The organism is Streptomyces sp. NPDC054849, assembly GCF_053610945.1.
Genome location: NZ_JBSGZI010000150.1, coordinates 1 through 14,628, shown reverse-complemented (window position 1 = coordinate 14,628; position 14,628 = coordinate 1). Strand labels below are relative to the sequence as shown.

The following is a 14,628-nucleotide window of genomic DNA, read 5'->3' as shown; positions in this document are numbered from 1 at the left end:
CGCCCGCACCGGGCGGCCGCACCGGGGCCGCGACTACCAGCTGGTCTTGCGGTACAGCTCCCACATCTGCATGGCGGTCTGCGGGTCCAGCGCCCGCTCGGCGCCCGCGATGTCCTCACGCGCGGCGACGTACAGCTTGCCCTGCCACAGGGGCAGCAGGCGCACGTCCTCGGCGAAGATCTGCTGTGCCTTCTCGAACTGTGCGACTCCGGCCGAGCGCTCGCCCTCGCGGCGGGACTTGGGCAGCAGCTCGTTGAGGATCTCGGTCGGCTCGTAGGCGGTGCCGACCGCGTTCTCCTTGCCGACGAACGGCGCGATGAAGTTGTCCGGGTCCGGGAAGTCGGGGAACCATCCACGGCCGAAGACCGGGTACTCGCCGCTCTTGTAGCCCTCCTGGAAGGTCTTCCAGGGCTGGCTGCGCAGGGTGATCCTGAACAGGTCGCTCTCGTCCAGCTGCCGCTTGAGCTCGGTGAACTCGTCGGCGGTGGAGGAGCCGTACCGGTCGGTGGTGTACCAGAAGGTCAGGTCGACCGGCTGGGTGATCCCGGCGTCCTTGAGGATCTTCTTGGCCTTGCCCACGTCCGCTGCGCCGTACTTGTCGTAGAACGGCGTCTTGTGGCCGACGACGCCCTTGGGAACCATCGAGTACAGCGGCTCCGCGGTGCCCTGGTAGACCTTGGAGACGAGGGTCCCGCGGTCGACGATCTGGGCGATGGCCTGGCGGACGGCGAGCTTGTTGACCGCCGGGTCCTTGGGGTTGAAGACGAGGTAGCGGATCTCGGCGCCGACGTTCTCGACGACCTGGACGCCCAGCGACTGCGCGTCGGGGGTCTGCAGCTCCGTGATCTGCGGGGCCGACAGGCCGCGGTAGGTGGCGTCGATGTCCTTCGCCTTCAGGGCCGCGACCATCTTGGAGGACTCCGCGAAGTAGCGGATGGTCACACCGTTGTTACGGCGGTTGGCGAAGCCCGTGTAGCTTCCGTTGCGGCTGAGGACGGCCTCGCTGCCCTCCTTGTACGAGTCGAGCACGTACGGGCCGGAGCCGGTGATCTTGCCGTCGCCGCGCACCTTGTCGGCGGGGTACTCCTTGGGCGCGACCAGCGAGGCCGCGGGCGAGCCGAGGACGTACGGGAAGGTGGCGTCCGAGGTCTTCAGGTGGAAGACGACCGTCAGCGGGTCGGGGGTCTCGATCTTCTCCAGGCTGCCGAAGAGGTCCTTCGGGCCGACCCTGGAGCCGATGGTCATGATCCGGTCGAGGGAGTGCTTGACCGCCTTGGAGTCGAGCGGCTCGCCGTTGGAGAACTTCAGGCCCTTGCGCAGGGTGCACCGGTACGCCTGGCTCGCCGAGTCCGTGAACTCGCAGCTCTGGGCGGCGTCCGGCTGGGGCTTGGTGGAGCCCGTCGGGAAGGCCAGCAGGGTCTGGTAGACGTTGCGGTACAGCTCCCAGGAGCCGTCCCATGCCGCGGCGGGATCGAGGGTGCTCGGTGCGCTCGTGGTACCGACGACGATCCTCTTCGTATCGTCGCCGTCGTCCTCCGACAGCAGGCCGCATCCGGCGAGCAGGGATATGGACGCAAGGGCCGCAGTGATCTGCAGGCATCTGGTCCGGTTGAACACGTGCACGCTCCTCGATCAGCCAGGGGTGCGGCAGACCCTACCGCAGTGCCCCACGAATCCAATGGGGAGGTTTCGTGGGGCACTTGACCGGTTCCGTGCCTATTCGATACGCATTTACCTCCCTTTCGGAGGCAAATCTGTCCGATTATCGGTCAGTGCACGCCGGCATTGAGGAACATCCCTCCGTCGACGACCAGAGTTTGACCCGTGATCCATTCCGCTTGTGCAGATGTAAGGAACGCCGCGGCCCCTCCGATGTCCTCCGGGAGGCCGAGCCGGCCGAGCGGATAGGCGGCCGACGCCTCCTGCTCCCGACCGTCGTAGAGCGCCTGCGCGAACTTCGTCTTGACCACCGCGGGGGCGATCGCGTTGACGCGCACCCCGGGCGCCATCTCGTGCGCGAGCTGGAGTGTGAGGTTGACCATGGCGGCCTTGCTCATCCCGTACGCGCCGATGAAGGGCGAGGCGGAGACGCCGGCGATGGACGCGATGTTCACGATCGCGCCGCCGTTGTCCTTCTGCCAGGCGTGCCAGGTCCGCTGGGCGAAGCCGAGGGCCGAGATCACATTGGTCTCGAAGACCTTGCGCGCGACCCCGAGGTCGAGGTCCGCGATCGGGCCGAAGACCGGGTTGGTGCCCGCGTTGTTCACCAGGAAGTCGACGCGGCCGAAGGCCTCCATCGTGCGTTCGACCGCAACGGCCTGGTGGGCCTCGTCGTGGGCCTTGCCGGCGACCCCGATCACCCGGTCCGCCCCGAGCCGCTCGACGGCCTCCTTGAGGGCCTCCTCGTTGCGCCCGGTGATGCAGAGCCGGTCGCCGCGGGCGACCAGCGCCTCGGCGATGCCGTAGCCGATGCCCCGGCTCGCCCCGGTGATCAGTGCGACCTTGCCGCTGTCGATACCGTCGTACGTCATGTCGTGCGCCCTGCCTCTCGGATGCGTCTCAGTTGAGCGGGCCGCCGGCCACGTACATGACCTGGCCGGAGACGAAGCCGGCGGCCTCGCCCGTGAAGAAGGCGATGGCGTTGGCGATGTCGTCCGGACGGCCGACGCGCTGGACGGGGATCTGGGTGGCGGCCGCCGCCTGGAAGTCCTCGAAGCCCATGCCGACGCGGGCTGCCGTCTGGGCCGTCATCTCGGTGACGATGAAGCCCGGGGCGACGGCGTTGGCGGTGACGCCGAACTTGCCGAGCTCGACGGCCAGGGTCTTGGTGAAGCCCTGCAGGCCGGCCTTGGCGGCGGAGTAGTTGACCTGGCCGCGGTTGCCGAGCGCCGAGCTGCTGGAGAGGTTCACGATGCGGCCGAACTTCGCCTCCACCATGTACTTCTGACAGGCCTTGGACATCAGGAAGGCACCGCGCAGGTGCACGTTCATGACGGTGTCCCAGTCGGTCTCGCTCATCTTGAACAGCAGGTTGTCGCGCAGCACGCCCGCGTTGTTGACCAGGATGGTCGGAGCGCCGAGCTCGCTCGCGACGCGCGCGACGGCCGCCTCCACCTGGGCGCCGTCGGAGACGTCACAGCCGACCGCCAGGGCCTTGCCGCCGGCCGCCGTGATCGCCTCCACGGTGTCCTTGCAGGCGGCCTCGTCGAGGTCGAGTACGGCGACGGCCCGGCCCTCGGCGGCCAGGCGTACGGCGGTGGCCGCGCCGATGCCCCGGGCCGCCCCGGTCACGATCGCGACGCGCTGCTCGGTGGTGGACATGGTGGATCTCCTCGCCCTTGAGAGGCGGTCACCCAGAGGTGAGCAACCGCTTAGTAGCTTCAGCTGAGGAGACGCTAGGAGCCCTGGCACCCGGTGTCAACGGTCACCGACTCGGCCCCGCCTGCCGATCCCTCCCCGTCGGCGTCCGGGGCGCGGGGTCCGTGGGCGGAGCCCCGCGACGACCCCGTACCCGGGGAGCCGCGGACGGCCTCAGCCGTTGCCCCCGGTCAGCGGACCAGCAGGTCCAGCAGCCGCTCCACCTCCGCGGCCGGATCGGCCGTCAGGCCGGTGTGCACGGGCCCCGGCTGCACCACGGTGCTGCGCGGGGCGATCAGCCAGCGGAACCGCCGCCCCGCGTCGTCGCCCGCGGCCTGCCCCGCCTCGGCCCCGCCGCTGCACACACCCTCGACCCCGCGCAGGGCCGCCCGTACGCCGGCCACATCGGCCCCGGGGTCCAGGGCGAGGAGCTTCGCCTCGTCGAGGTGGATGCGCGCGGCGACGTACGCGTGCGCCCGGCAGTAGACGATCACGCCCGCGTTGAAACACTCGCCCCGTTCCATCCGGGGCACCACACGCACCAGCGCGTACTCGAACACGTCCCGCTTGATCACTCGCTGTCGCTCTTCTTCCGGTGGGGCTGGGGGGCGAGGCGTTCGGCGAGCCAGCCGGGCGGGCCGGACCGCGGCCTCACCTCGGCCGTCATCGAGATCCTCTCGTGGATCGTGGCCGCGCGCGGCAGCAGCGCCTCGACGTAGGCGCGGCGCAGCGCGTCGGTGGTGTCGAAGCCCGGCTCGTCGACCAGCCACTCGTCGGGGACGTCGGCGGCGACCTCGGTGAGCAGCTCCTCGGTGACCAGCGGCGCGAGCGCGGCGGCGGCGGCCTCGATGTCCGGTCCCACGGGGGCCAGTACATGGTCGGAGGCGTTGTACGGCTTGGCGGACGCGGTCTGGGCCGTGGGCCAGTTGTGGTGCCAGATCATGGTCGCGCCGTGGTCGATGAGCCACAGGTCCCCGTGCCAGACGAGCATGTTCGGGTTGCGCCAGGATCGGTCGACGTTGTTGATGAGGGCGTCGAACCAGACCACGCGCCCCGCTTCGACCGGATCCACCTGATAGGCGAGCGGGTCGAAGCCGATCGAGCCGGGCAGGTAGTCCATGCCGAGGTTGAGCCCGCCGCTGGCCTTGAGCAGCTCCTGGACCTCCTGGTCGGGCTCGCCGAGCCCGATGACGGGGTCGAGCTGCATCTGCACGAGCCGCGGGACCCTCAGTCCCAGCCGCTGGGCCAGGCGGCCGCAGATGACCTCGGCGACCAGGGTCTTGCGGCCCTGACCGGCTCCGGTGAACTTCATGACGTAGGTACCGAGGTCGTCGGCCTCGACGATCCCCGGGAGCGAGCCGCCCTCACGCAGGGGCGTGACGTAACGGGTCGCGATCACTTCTGTGAGCATTTTCCCAGGCTAACGGGCGGACCGGCTTCGCGATCAAAGGTTTTTCCGAAGCACCGTCCCCCTCGGGCCCGGCACGCCGGACGGGTCCCCGCCACGGGAGGGCGGGGACGCCGGTCCGGCCAGGACTTACTTGCCCTTGGTCTTCTTCATGTGCTCCGAGGTCTTCGACACCATCTCCTCGGTCTTGCCGCTCATCCGCTCGGCACTGCCCTCCGCCTGCATCTGCGCGTCGTCCATGGCACCGCCGGCGCTCTCCTTGAGCTTGCCCTTGACCTGCTTGGCCTTCCCCTTTGCCTTGCTCATGACGAGATCCTTCCGTTCTTGGGCTTTCTGGGCTTGCTGGACTTATTCGACATTCCGGTCTTCCCGGGAGGTCGTGCCCATCCTGCTGCCCTCGCAGGCACCTCGCATTTCGTGGCGGGCCGCCCGGACGTCAAGGCCGATGGGCCGCGAACTCCTTGACGAGCGTCCCGCAGAAGGCGTCGAGGTCGCCCGGCTTGCGGCTGGTGACCAGGGTGGCGGGCGCCGCGTCGCAGACCTGTACGGATTCGTCCACCCAGGTGCCTCCCGCGTTGCGGATGTCGGTGGCCAGGCTCGGCCACGAGGTGAGCGTGCGGCCGCGGACGACGTCCGCTTCCACCAGCAGCCACGGGGCGTGGCAGATCGCCGCCACGGGCTTGCCCGCCTCGAAGAAGCTGCGGGTGAAGCCGACGGCCCGCTCGTCCATGCGCAGCGCGTCGGGGTTGGCGACTCCTCCGGGCAGCACGAGCGCGTCGAAGGCGTCCGACGTGTCACCGGCGAGGACGTGGTCGACGGGGAAGGTGCCCGCCTTGTCGAGATGGTGGTACGCACGGACCCGGCCGGCTGCCGTCGAGACCAGCTGAGGGTTCCATCCGGCCTGCTCGACGGCCTTCCAGGGTTCGGTGAGTTCGATCTCCTCCACGCCCTCGGGCGCGGTCAGAAAGGCGATGCGCACCGGGTTCACCTCCTTGAGTCGGGGCGGCCGCGGCACCACGGGCCGCCCGCTCGGCGAGGGCCGCCCGGCCGCGAGCCGGGTGTGCGGCTCGCGCACACGCCCTGCGCCTGCCCCGTCGTACGCGCCTCAAGCAGGGTCGGCCGGTGAGCGTGACGGCGGTCCGCTCCGGCACGGGCGGCGAGTCACCCGACCCGAGTCCGCGTGCGTGCCCGCGTACCCGCGTACCCGCGTACCCGCGTACCCGCGTACCCGCGCCGATTCTGGGGAGACGCCCGGGGAACGGTGACAGAGAGGCATGAGCCATGAGCGAGAAGGACATCTGGGGCTACCACCAGGACGCGGGATACCGGCTGGGGATCGACCTGATCGGCTACAAGGTCGAAGCCACCGACGGCAGCATCGGAAAGATCGACAAGCACTCCGAGGACATGGACACCGCCCACCTCGTCGTCGACACCGGCCATTGGATCTTCGGAAGGCACGTGCTGCTCCCGGCGGGCACCATCGCGCGCATCGACACGGCCGCTGAGACCGTCTACGTCAACCGGACGAAGGAGCAGATCAAGAACGCACCCGAGTACGACGAGGCCAAGTACGTGAGCCAGTCCGGCTACATGGAGCAGCTAGGGCGGTACTACAACCAGCCTCACATGTAGGGGTCAGGCCGCGGGAGTCCACTGCTCCAGCAGGTCGTCGGTCGCCGTGATGGCGGCCACCAGCGCGAGGGAGTTGCGGATCACCTCCGCGGTGCAGGACGCGGGCACCCCCGCGATCGCGTCGGCCGGGACCACGACCCGGTAGCCGAGGTTCACGGCGTCGAAGACCGTGTTCGGGATGGCGATGTTGGAGGAGACCCCGGTGACGACGAGGGTGCGGACGCCGAGGTTGCGCAGCAGGGCATCCAGATCGGTGCCGGCCATCGGGGAGAGTCCGTGCAGTCGGCGCACCACCAGGTCCCGCTCGGCGACGACGATGGGGGCGGCGACCTCCACCGCCCGGGTCCCGGTCAGCTGACGTACGGGCAGCCTCTCGGCGGCCCGGAACAGCCGGGCGTTGCCGTTCGCCCCGAGCCCGTCCGGCCGCCGCTCGGCTACCGCGTGCAGCACCTGCACCCCGGCCCCGTGCGCGGCGTCGACCAGTGCCGCCACCCGCCCCAGCATCCCCGAGTCCCGGGTCTCCTTGGCGAGTTCGGGCAGCGCGCTCTCCTCGCCCACGACGCCGTTCTGGCATTCGACGGTGAGCAGCGCGGTGGTGGCGGGATCGAGATCCGGCATGGCTCCCCCTGGCGTGGCGACGGAAGAGACCTCATGATTCCTGACACATAGTCAGATGTGAAGGGGATCGGACGATGGACGAGACACAGCGGCGGGGCCGCCGCATCATGATGAGCGACGCGGAAGTGGACGCCTTCCTGTGTGAGCAGAGGACCTGCCGGGTGGCGACGGTCTCGCCCGACGGACGCCCCCACGTGGGTGCCCTGTGGTTCGCGTGGGACGGCCGCTCACTGTGGCTGTACTCGATCACCCGCAGCCGCCGCTGGTCCGACCTGCGCAAAGACCCGCGGATCTCGGTGGTCGTGGACTCGGGCGAGGCGTACGACGAACTGCGCGGCGTGGAGCTGTCGGGCAGCGCCGTCTTCGTGGGTGAGGCCCCGCGCACGGGCGAGCACTGCCCCGAACTGGCCGAGGCCGAGCGGATCTTCCCCCTCAAGAACTTCGGCATCGAGGAGATGCCGCACGACGGGCGGCACGCCTGGATCCGCCTCACCCCGGAGTCGGTCGTCTCCTGGGACTTCCGCAAGATCTAGGCCAGGCCGGCGGCCACCTGCCGCAGGGCGTCGACCGCTGCCCGGATGGAGGGCCGCCGGTCGGCGTCCGCGCGCCAGACGGCGTATACGTGGCGGCGTACGCTGTCGCAGACCGGCAGCAGCCGCACCCCCGGCGGTACCGGGCCGCGCCCCAGCCTCGGCGCCACGCACACGCCGAGTCCGGCCTCCACGAAGGCCAGCTGGGTGTGGTGCTCCTCGGCGATGTGGGCGATGCGCGGCTCGATGCCCGTGCCGCGCAGGGTGTAGACCAGCCACTCGTGGCAGAACTGCCCCTCCTTCCAGGAGATCCAGTCGTCGTCGGCGAATTCGGCGAGGGAGATCCCGGTCCGGTCGGCCAGCCGGTGACCGACCGGGACGGCGATGTCGACGGAGTCGTCCAGCAGGTGGGACCGGGTGAGTTCGGCGGGCACCGGCATCCGCTTGTTGTACCAGTCGATCGCCAGCGCCAGGTCGAGGTCCCCGCGCACGACGGCGGCCATGCTCTCCTCGGGCTCCTGCTCGCGCACCAGCGCCCGCAGCTCGGGATGGTCGGTGCGCAGCACGGACAGGACCTGGGGCAGCAGCCCGCGCATGGCGGTCGGGAAGGCTCCGATCCGCAGCTCGCCGACGGCGCACCCCCTCTGGGCCTCGACGTCGGCCTGGGCCAGCTCCACCTGGGAGATGATCCGCGCCGCGTGATCGGCCAGCAGCCGCCCGGCGTCGGTGAGCCGGACCCCGCGCCCGTTCCTGGCCAGCAGCGGCTGTCCGACCTCCCGCTCCAGCTTGGCCATCTGCTGGGACACGGCGGAGGTGGTGACGTGGAGCCCGTCGGCCGCGCCGCTGACGGACCCGTGGCGGGCGAGGGCGTCGAGGGTGCGCAGGCGCTCCAGGTTCAACATGTAAGCGATGCTACGTCGACACCCAGAGAAAGTCTCGCTTGTCCTACGAAGTTGACACGAGCACAGTAAGGGTCATGAGCGCACCCGCAGCCCCCGGACCGGCCGTCTCGGCCTCCTCGTCGACCGTCGCGACCTCGTCGGCGGCGGCCACCACCCGACGGGGCGGACTGCTCGACTGGCGCGTCCGGTTCGCCGTCCTCTCGGTCGTCTGGGGCTTCAGCTTCCTGCTGATCAAGGTGGGCACGGAGGCGTACGCGCCCTTCCAGGTGGCTCTCGGCCGGGTCCTGTTCGGCGCGCTCGCCCTGCTCACCGTGCTGCTGCTCCGCCGCGAGCCGCTTCCCCGCGGTCTGCGCACCTGGGGCCACCTCGGCGTGGCGGCGCTCCTGCTCAACACCGCGCCCTTCTCGCTCTTCGCGTACGCGGAGCTGAGCATCCCCTCCAGCCTGGCCGGCATCTGCAATGCCACCTCTCCCCTGTGGGGCATGGCGCTGTCCCTGGTCGCCCTGTCCGAGGACCGCCCGACGCGGCGCCGTTTCGCCGGCCTGGGCCTTGGTTTCCTCGGGGTGCTGACCGTCCTCGGCGCCTGGCACGGCTTCTCCGGCGTCGACGCCAAGGGCACCGCGTTCGCCCTGCTGGCCTCGCTCTGCTACCCCATCGGCTGGATCTACGTCCGCCGCACGCTGGCCGGCACCCCCGGCTCCCCGGTGGCCCTGACCGGCGGCCAGCTCATGGTCTCCACCCTGCAGCTCGCCCTGGCGAGCGCCCTGTTCACGTCGGCGCCGACCTCGTTCCCGCTCTGGCCGACCCTGTCGGTGATCGCGCTGGGCGCCCTCGGCACGGGCATGGCGCTGCAGATGCAGTACGGCCTGGTGACGGAAGTCGGCCCGACGACCGCCCAGATGGTCACCTACTTCATCCCGGTCATCGCCACCACGGCGGGCGTCCTGGTCCTCGGCGAGCAGCTCCACTGGAACACCCCGGTCGGCGCAGCGATCGTCCTGGCGGGAGCGGCCCTCACGCAGACCCGAACCGGGTCGCGCAAGCCCGCCTGAGTCGGGCCCCGGCCCAGCCGGGCCGGCCGGGCCGGCGAAAGCAGCCTGACGCCCCTTCCCCGGCCTTCGGGGCACGGCTCCGGCCCTCGACCCCGCCCCGCCTGCATGCGGCGGGCTGTGGTCCCGGTGCGGGCGGCGCGCCGGGCGCGTACGGGGCCACCCGGACGGTTCTGCCGGGCCCCGCCGGCCGCGCTCTCCCCGCGGATATGTCCGGGCCCCCGCCACCGCCTCCGTCAGTCGTACCGCACGCCCGCCACACCCGTCCGGACCGCCGCCGCCACCGCGTCGGCCAGGCCCGGCACCTCCGCGACCGTCAGCTGCGACACCGTCAGCCGTACCCCCGGCCCCGCCTCGACCCGGAAGATGGCCCCGGCGGCCACCGCCCACCCCGCGCCGAGCAGCCTCGCGACCACCACCGTCTCGTCGGCCACCGGCACCCAAACGTTCAGCCCGCTCCGCCCGTGCGCCCGCACCCCCCGCTCGCGCAAGGCCTCGACCAGCGCGTCGCGCCGCTCCCCGTACGAGCGGGCCACCGCCGCCGGGTCCACCGCGCCGGAGGTCCACAGTTCCACCACGGCGTACTGCAGCAGCCTGCTGACCCACCCCGGCCCCAGGCGCTGCCGTCCCCGCACGCGGTCCAGCGACACCGGGTCACCGGTGAGCACGGCGAGCCGCAGGTCCGGTCCGTACGCCTTCGCCGTGGACCGGATCAGCGCCCAGTGCCGGGTCACCCCGGCCAGCGGGTGCAACGGCAGGTCGACGATCCCGTGACCGTGGTCGTCTTCGATCACCAGCACCTGGGGGTGGTCCGCCAGCAGCGCCCGCAGCTCCTGCGCCCGCTCCGCGCTCACCGCGGCCCCCGTCGGGTTCTGCGCCCGTGAGGTCACCACGAGCGCCCGCGCCCCGGCCGCCAGCGCCCGGGCCACCGCGTCGGCCCGCGGCCCGTCCTCGTCCACCGCCACCGGCACCACCCGCAGCCCGAGCGCCGGCACCAGGTCCAGCACCCCGCCCCAACCCGGGTCCTCGACCGCCACCGCGTCCCCCGGCCGCAGGTGGGCCGACAGGACCCGTTCCATCCCGTCCAGCGCGCCGGAGGTCACCGCCACCGGCCCGGGCGCCACCCCGTCGGCGTCGAACCCGGCCCGGGCGAGGCGGGCCAGCTCCGGGGCGACCGGATCCTCCCCGTAGAGGGGCGGGCTCTGCCCGTACCGCCGGGCGGCGGCCGCCAGTGCCCCGTCCAGGGCCGGGAGCAGAGACACATCGGGATTGCCCTGCGCGATGTCCCGCACGCCCGTCGGCACCGCCATCCGCAGCGCGTCCCGCGGGGTGCTGGAGGGGCGGCTCCGCACCCGGCTGCCGCGCCGCCCGTCGGTCTCGATGACCCCGCGCTCGCGCAGCGTGCGGTACGCGGCGGCCACGGTGTTTGGGTTCACCCCCAAGTGGCCGGCCAGCTCCCGCATCGGTGGCAGCAGCGATCCCGGCGCAAGCACGCCCGACGCTACGCCCGCCTCGACGCTGGCCGCGATATCCGCTGTACGACGCCCTGTGATCCGATAGTCTCCTAGCACAAAGCCAAGTATGCACTAGTGCAATGGAGTCGCACCATGACCGCCACGCCTGCCACGAAGACGACCGGGCCGGCCCGGACGCCCGGACCGGCCGCGTCGACCGGCGCGTACGCGCCCACCGACCGCACGGTCCCCAGCCGCTCCCGGGAGCGGGCGCGCTACGCCCGCGAGACGGTGCACTCGATACTCGACCAGGCCTACGTCTGCCACCTCGGCTTCGTCCGCGACGGCTCACCCGTGGTCCTGCCCACGCTGTACGCCCGGGTCGGCGAAGCCCTCTACATGCACGGCTCCACCGGCTCCCGACCGCTGCTCGCGGCCGGCAAGGCCGATCCGGGTCTGGCCGTCTGCGTGACCGTGACCCACGTCGACGGGCTGGTGCTGGCCCGCTCCGCCTTCCACCACTCGCTCAACTACCGCTCGGTGGTCGTGCACGGCACGGCCCGCCAGGTCACCGACGAGTCGGAGCGCCGGACGGCCCTGGACGCCATGGTCGACGCCGTCGTCCCGGGCCGCTCGGCGGACGTCCGGCCCGCCAGCACCCGGGAGCTCGCCGCGACGGCGGTGATCCGCGTGGACCTGGACGAGGTGTCGGCGAAGCACCGCACCGGTGGACCGAACGACGACGCCGGCGACCTGGAGCTGCCCTACTGGTCGGGCGTGATCCCGGTCGCGCCGGCCTACGGGACCCCCGTGCCGGCCGCGGACCTGGCCCCCGGCATCGCCGTCCCGGACTACGTCAGCGCGCTCTGAGGGCGCTGCGGCACGGTGGTGGGACCGGCCGCCGGGCGGCGGGACTCCGCCGCGATCAGGGCGCCCACCGCCGTCAGCAGCAGTACGGTGCCCAGCACCACGGCGCCCGTCAGCCGCTCGCCGAGGAGCGCGACGGCGATCACCGCCGCGCTCACCGGCTCGATCAGCATGATCACGGACACGGTCGCGGCCCGTACGGCCGCGGCCCCGGTGAAGTAGAGCGCGTACGCCAGCGCCGTCGGCACCGTGGCGACGTACACCAGCAGCCAGAGCACCCGCCCGAGTTCGGCGGTGTGCGGCAGCAGCCCCTCCACCGCGGCGAGGGGCAGCAGGCACACCGTGCCCACGGCGACCGACCAGGCGGTGGTCACCAGCGGGTCCCCGCCCGCCCCGCGCTGCCCGAGCCACCGGGCCCGCAGGGTCATCCCGGCGTATCCGCCGGCCGACAGCAGCGCCCAGCCGACGCCGAGCGGCCGCACCTCACCGCTGCCGCTGCCCAGCACCAGTACGGCAAGCCCGGCCAGGGCCCCGACGACGGCGGCCATGCCACCGCGGCCGAGCCGCTCGCCCATCCAATGGCGCGCCCCCAGCGCGATGATCACGGGCCCGGCGCCGAGGGTGACCACGGTGCCCACCGCGAGGCCGGTCTCCTGCACGGCGGCGAAGTAGGCGGCCTGGAAGAGCGTGAAGAGCAGGCCCGTCCCGATCAGCGAGCCCACCGAGGGCCGCACCCGCCCGGTACCGGGCCGGGATCGCCGTACGGCGAGCACCCCCAGCAGCACCACCAGCCCGCCCGCGCACCGCCAGAACGACAGGGCGAGCGGGCCGAGATCACTGGCCAGGAAGAGGAGCGAGGCGGCCGCCCCGGCGGTGCCCCAGGCGGCTCCGGCGACGACGAGGTACAGCAGACTGCGCCCGGCGACGGGCGATTGGTTCGACACGAGATGTCTCCGCGCTTGCGTGAAGGATGAAGGAAGCAGGTCATCGCTTCGCGGGCAGCACGGACCCGCCCAGGGGCTCCCCGGGCCGGGTACCTGTCGTGGTGGCGCCGCCCGCGCTAGGCGGTGGGCGGCGAAAGCACGGTCGAAAGCATGAGCGCCACCCTAGGCTGTCGTCGTCTCGCGGTCCAACACGGCCGGGAGGACGTCGGCCGGCGGGGCCGGCCTCGAGGACTGCGCGATGAAGGCGCCGCCCAGCACCAGGCCGCCGCCGACGATCTGCCAGGTCGAGAGGTGCTCGCCGAGCAGGATCCAGGCGAAGACGGTCGCGACGACCGCCTCCAGGAAGGCCACCACGCCCGCGACCTGGGGCGAGAGCCTGCGGACCGATACGACCCCGGTCAGATAGGCGAAGACGGTCGCGACGAGCACCACCCAGGCGAGCAGCACCGGCGCGGGCATCATCGTGCCGCCCATGGACGCCTGCCCGCCCAGCACCTGCCAGTCGATCTCCCAGGGCCGGGCGATCACCGTCATCACCAGGGCGCCGACGAGCATCCCGTACGCGATCACTCCGAGCGGATCGGGAGCGTCGTCCCCGTCGGCGCCCTGGTCGGCGAAGACGAAGTAGAAGGCCTGGCAGCAGGCCGCGGCGAGACCGAAGAGCACGCCGAGCAGGTCCAGGCTCAGCCCGGCCCAGATCTCGACGACGCAGGCCAGGCCCACGACGGCCACGGCCGCGCCCGCCGCGGCGCCGCGCGTCACGGGCTTGCGCTGCACGAAACGGATGTAGCCGAGCAGCAGCGCCGGGCCCAGGTACTCCAGCAGCAGGGCCACGCCGACCGGGATCCGGGACAGGGAGGCGAAGTAGAAGGCCTGCACGCCCGCGACGGCGACCAGTCCGAAGCCCGCGAGCAGCGCGGGCCTGCGCAGGACGAGGTCACGATGGCGCCAGGCCAGCGGGGACAGCACGAGCGCTGCCCCGGCCACCCTGAGCCACACCATGTGGAGGGGGTCCAGACCCGCCTCGATCAGCGGCTTCGCCGCGACCCCGGAACCACCGAACGCGAACGCCGAGACGAGGGCGAGGCCCAGTCCGGCATTTCTCCCTGACGCTTGCATCCGGCCATCATGTCAGGGCGGGTCAGGAGCGTCACGGGCGTGACACCTGTTGAGATGCACCCGACATCACACCCCACCCGCCCCTGCGGTTTCTGACAGGTCGTCAGTATTGAATGTTCCGCCCGCCGGGGCTACCTTCCGCCGCACGTACCCGACGAGAAGGGGTGGTCGCATGGCTGAAGTCACCGCGGAATCACGCATCGAGGCGTCCGCCGCGAAGCTCTGGTCCCAGCTGACGGACTGGGACGCGTACGGGCAGTGGAGCATGACCCACACCAACTTCCCCCAGGGCGGTCCGCAGACCCTCGCGGTCGGGTCCACCTTCGCCGAGAACATGAAGATGATGGGCTTCCCGGCCGAGGTCGTCTGGACCGTCTCGGAGCTGGAGGACGAGCGCCTCTTCGCCATCACCGGCAAGGGTCCGATGGGCGTGGCCGTCCTCACCCGGTACACCCTGGCCCCGGACGGCGGGGCCACCACCGTCCGCATCGACGGCGAGTTCACCGGGGCCGCCGTCTCGCTCATGGCGGGCAAGCTCAAGGACTCGGCGACCGCCGCCCTGAACGAGTCGCTGCGCAAGCTGGCCGGCCTGGTCGCCTGACACCGCCGGTCGCGACGCAAGCCCACCCGCCACCCGCACGCACGCACTCACGCCCACCCGCACCCGCACCCGCACGCACTCACCCTCACACCGCGGCACACACCACCGCACACACCGCGGCGCGCCCCGCGAGAAGACTCGCGG

At 71.8% G+C, this 14,628-nt stretch carries 17 protein-coding genes; 5 read left to right on the top strand and 12 right to left on the bottom strand.

Translation table 11 applies throughout. The features are described 5' to 3' along the window. Positions 1 to 33: 33 nt before the first annotated feature. The 7 genes from ACWGIF_RS36125 to ACWGIF_RS36095 all read right to left on the bottom strand — a co-directional run bounded on the left by ACWGIF_RS36125 (position 34) and on the right by ACWGIF_RS36095 (position 5,744). On the bottom strand, positions 34 to 1,617 hold the full coding sequence (locus ACWGIF_RS36125) for an ABC transporter substrate-binding protein (protein ID WP_453503889.1): 1,584 nt from the start codon (positions 1,615 to 1,617) through the stop codon (positions 34 to 36). Between the two features lie 152 nt (positions 1,618 to 1,769). Continuing rightward, the gene (locus tag ACWGIF_RS36120; RefSeq protein ID WP_453503888.1) at positions 1,770 to 2,531 is read right to left on the bottom strand and encodes an SDR family oxidoreductase; all 762 of its coding nucleotides are present in this window, start codon (positions 2,529 to 2,531) and stop codon (positions 1,770 to 1,772) included. A gap of 28 nt (positions 2,532 to 2,559) precedes the next feature. Then, entirely contained in the window at positions 2,560 to 3,321 is a 762-nt protein-coding gene (gene fabG, locus ACWGIF_RS36115; RefSeq protein ID WP_453503886.1) for a 3-oxoacyl-ACP reductase FabG, read from the bottom strand. A 227-nt stretch (positions 3,322 to 3,548) separates the two neighbouring features. Next, on the bottom strand, positions 3,549 to 3,932 hold the full coding sequence (locus tag ACWGIF_RS36110) for a DUF3037 domain-containing protein (RefSeq protein ID WP_453503885.1): 384 nt from the start codon (positions 3,930 to 3,932) through the stop codon (positions 3,549 to 3,551). Next, the gene (locus ACWGIF_RS36105; RefSeq protein WP_453503884.1) at positions 3,929 to 4,768 is read right to left on the bottom strand and encodes a HipA family kinase; all 840 of its coding nucleotides are present in this window, start codon (positions 4,766 to 4,768) and stop codon (positions 3,929 to 3,931) included. Before ACWGIF_RS36105 ends, ACWGIF_RS36110 begins: the two co-directional genes overlap by 4 nt. Before the next feature lie 126 nt (positions 4,769 to 4,894). Then, on the bottom strand, positions 4,895 to 5,071 hold the full coding sequence (locus tag ACWGIF_RS36100) for a CsbD family protein (protein ID WP_453503883.1): 177 nt from the start codon (positions 5,069 to 5,071) through the stop codon (positions 4,895 to 4,897). 130 nt (positions 5,072 to 5,201) lie between these two features. Beyond that, positions 5,202 to 5,744 carry a type 1 glutamine amidotransferase domain-containing protein gene (locus ACWGIF_RS36095; protein WP_453503882.1) on the bottom strand — a complete coding sequence of 181 codons (543 nt, stop codon included), beginning with the start codon at positions 5,742 to 5,744 and terminating at the stop codon, positions 5,202 to 5,204. A gap of 302 nt (positions 5,745 to 6,046) precedes the next feature. Here ACWGIF_RS36095 and ACWGIF_RS36090 point away from each other — a divergent pair, with 302 nt between their 5' ends. Continuing rightward, a complete protein-coding gene (locus tag ACWGIF_RS36090) occupies positions 6,047 to 6,400 on the top strand; it encodes a PRC-barrel domain-containing protein (protein ID WP_453503880.1) in 354 nt (117 codons plus the stop codon). Between the two features lie 3 nt (positions 6,401 to 6,403). Here the strand turns inward: ACWGIF_RS36090 and ACWGIF_RS36085 are convergent, their stop codons facing one another. After that, positions 6,404 to 7,018: a cysteine hydrolase gene (locus ACWGIF_RS36085; RefSeq protein WP_453503879.1), complete on the bottom strand. Its 615-nt coding sequence runs from the start codon at positions 7,016 to 7,018 to the stop codon at positions 6,404 to 6,406. A gap of 74 nt (positions 7,019 to 7,092) precedes the next feature. On the opposite strand from ACWGIF_RS36085, the gene ACWGIF_RS36080 reads away from it, so the two are divergent. Next, the gene (locus ACWGIF_RS36080) at positions 7,093 to 7,551 is read left to right on the top strand and encodes a pyridoxamine 5'-phosphate oxidase family protein (protein ID WP_453503877.1); all 459 of its coding nucleotides are present in this window, start codon (positions 7,093 to 7,095) and stop codon (positions 7,549 to 7,551) included. On the opposite strand, the gene ACWGIF_RS36075 is transcribed toward ACWGIF_RS36080, so the two are convergent. Next, positions 7,548 to 8,450 carry a LysR family transcriptional regulator gene (locus tag ACWGIF_RS36075; protein WP_453503876.1) on the bottom strand — a complete coding sequence of 301 codons (903 nt, stop codon included), beginning with the start codon at positions 8,448 to 8,450 and terminating at the stop codon, positions 7,548 to 7,550. The two genes, ACWGIF_RS36080 and ACWGIF_RS36075, sit on opposite strands and share 4 nt — an antisense overlap. A 74-nt stretch (positions 8,451 to 8,524) precedes the next feature. Between ACWGIF_RS36075 and ACWGIF_RS36070 the strand changes: the two genes are divergently transcribed. Then, entirely contained in the window at positions 8,525 to 9,502 is a 978-nt protein-coding gene (locus ACWGIF_RS36070; protein WP_453503874.1) for a DMT family transporter, read from the top strand. 233 nt (positions 9,503 to 9,735) lie between these two features. Here ACWGIF_RS36070 and ACWGIF_RS36065 read toward each other — a convergent pair whose 3' ends face one another. Further along, a complete protein-coding gene (locus ACWGIF_RS36065; protein WP_453503872.1) occupies positions 9,736 to 11,070 on the bottom strand; it encodes an aminotransferase class I/II-fold pyridoxal phosphate-dependent enzyme in 1,335 nt (444 codons plus the stop codon). A 36-nt stretch (positions 11,071 to 11,106) separates the two neighbouring features. Here ACWGIF_RS36065 and ACWGIF_RS36060 point away from each other — a divergent pair, with 36 nt between their 5' ends. Next, complete coding sequence (locus ACWGIF_RS36060) at positions 11,107 to 11,823, top strand: pyridoxamine 5'-phosphate oxidase family protein (RefSeq protein ID WP_453503870.1); 717 nt, start codon at positions 11,107 to 11,109, stop codon at positions 11,821 to 11,823. Here the strand turns inward: ACWGIF_RS36060 and ACWGIF_RS36055 are convergent. Both ACWGIF_RS36055 and ACWGIF_RS36050 read right to left on the bottom strand, forming a co-directional pair. Further along, positions 11,805 to 12,764 carry a DMT family transporter gene (locus tag ACWGIF_RS36055; protein ID WP_453503868.1) on the bottom strand — a complete coding sequence of 320 codons (960 nt, stop codon included), beginning with the start codon at positions 12,762 to 12,764 and terminating at the stop codon, positions 11,805 to 11,807. The genes ACWGIF_RS36060 and ACWGIF_RS36055 overlap by 19 nt on opposite strands. Before the next feature lie 162 nt (positions 12,765 to 12,926). Continuing rightward, positions 12,927 to 13,883 (bottom strand): EamA family transporter, encoded by a 957-nt coding sequence (locus ACWGIF_RS36050; RefSeq protein WP_453503867.1) that lies wholly within the window; start codon positions 13,881 to 13,883, stop codon positions 12,927 to 12,929. A gap of 172 nt (positions 13,884 to 14,055) precedes the next feature. Here ACWGIF_RS36050 and ACWGIF_RS36045 point away from each other — a divergent pair, with 172 nt between their 5' ends. After that, positions 14,056 to 14,484, top strand: a complete 429-nt coding sequence (locus tag ACWGIF_RS36045) for a type II toxin-antitoxin system Rv0910 family toxin (RefSeq protein ID WP_453503865.1) — start codon at positions 14,056 to 14,058, stop codon at positions 14,482 to 14,484. Positions 14,485 to 14,628: the final 144 nt, after the last annotated feature.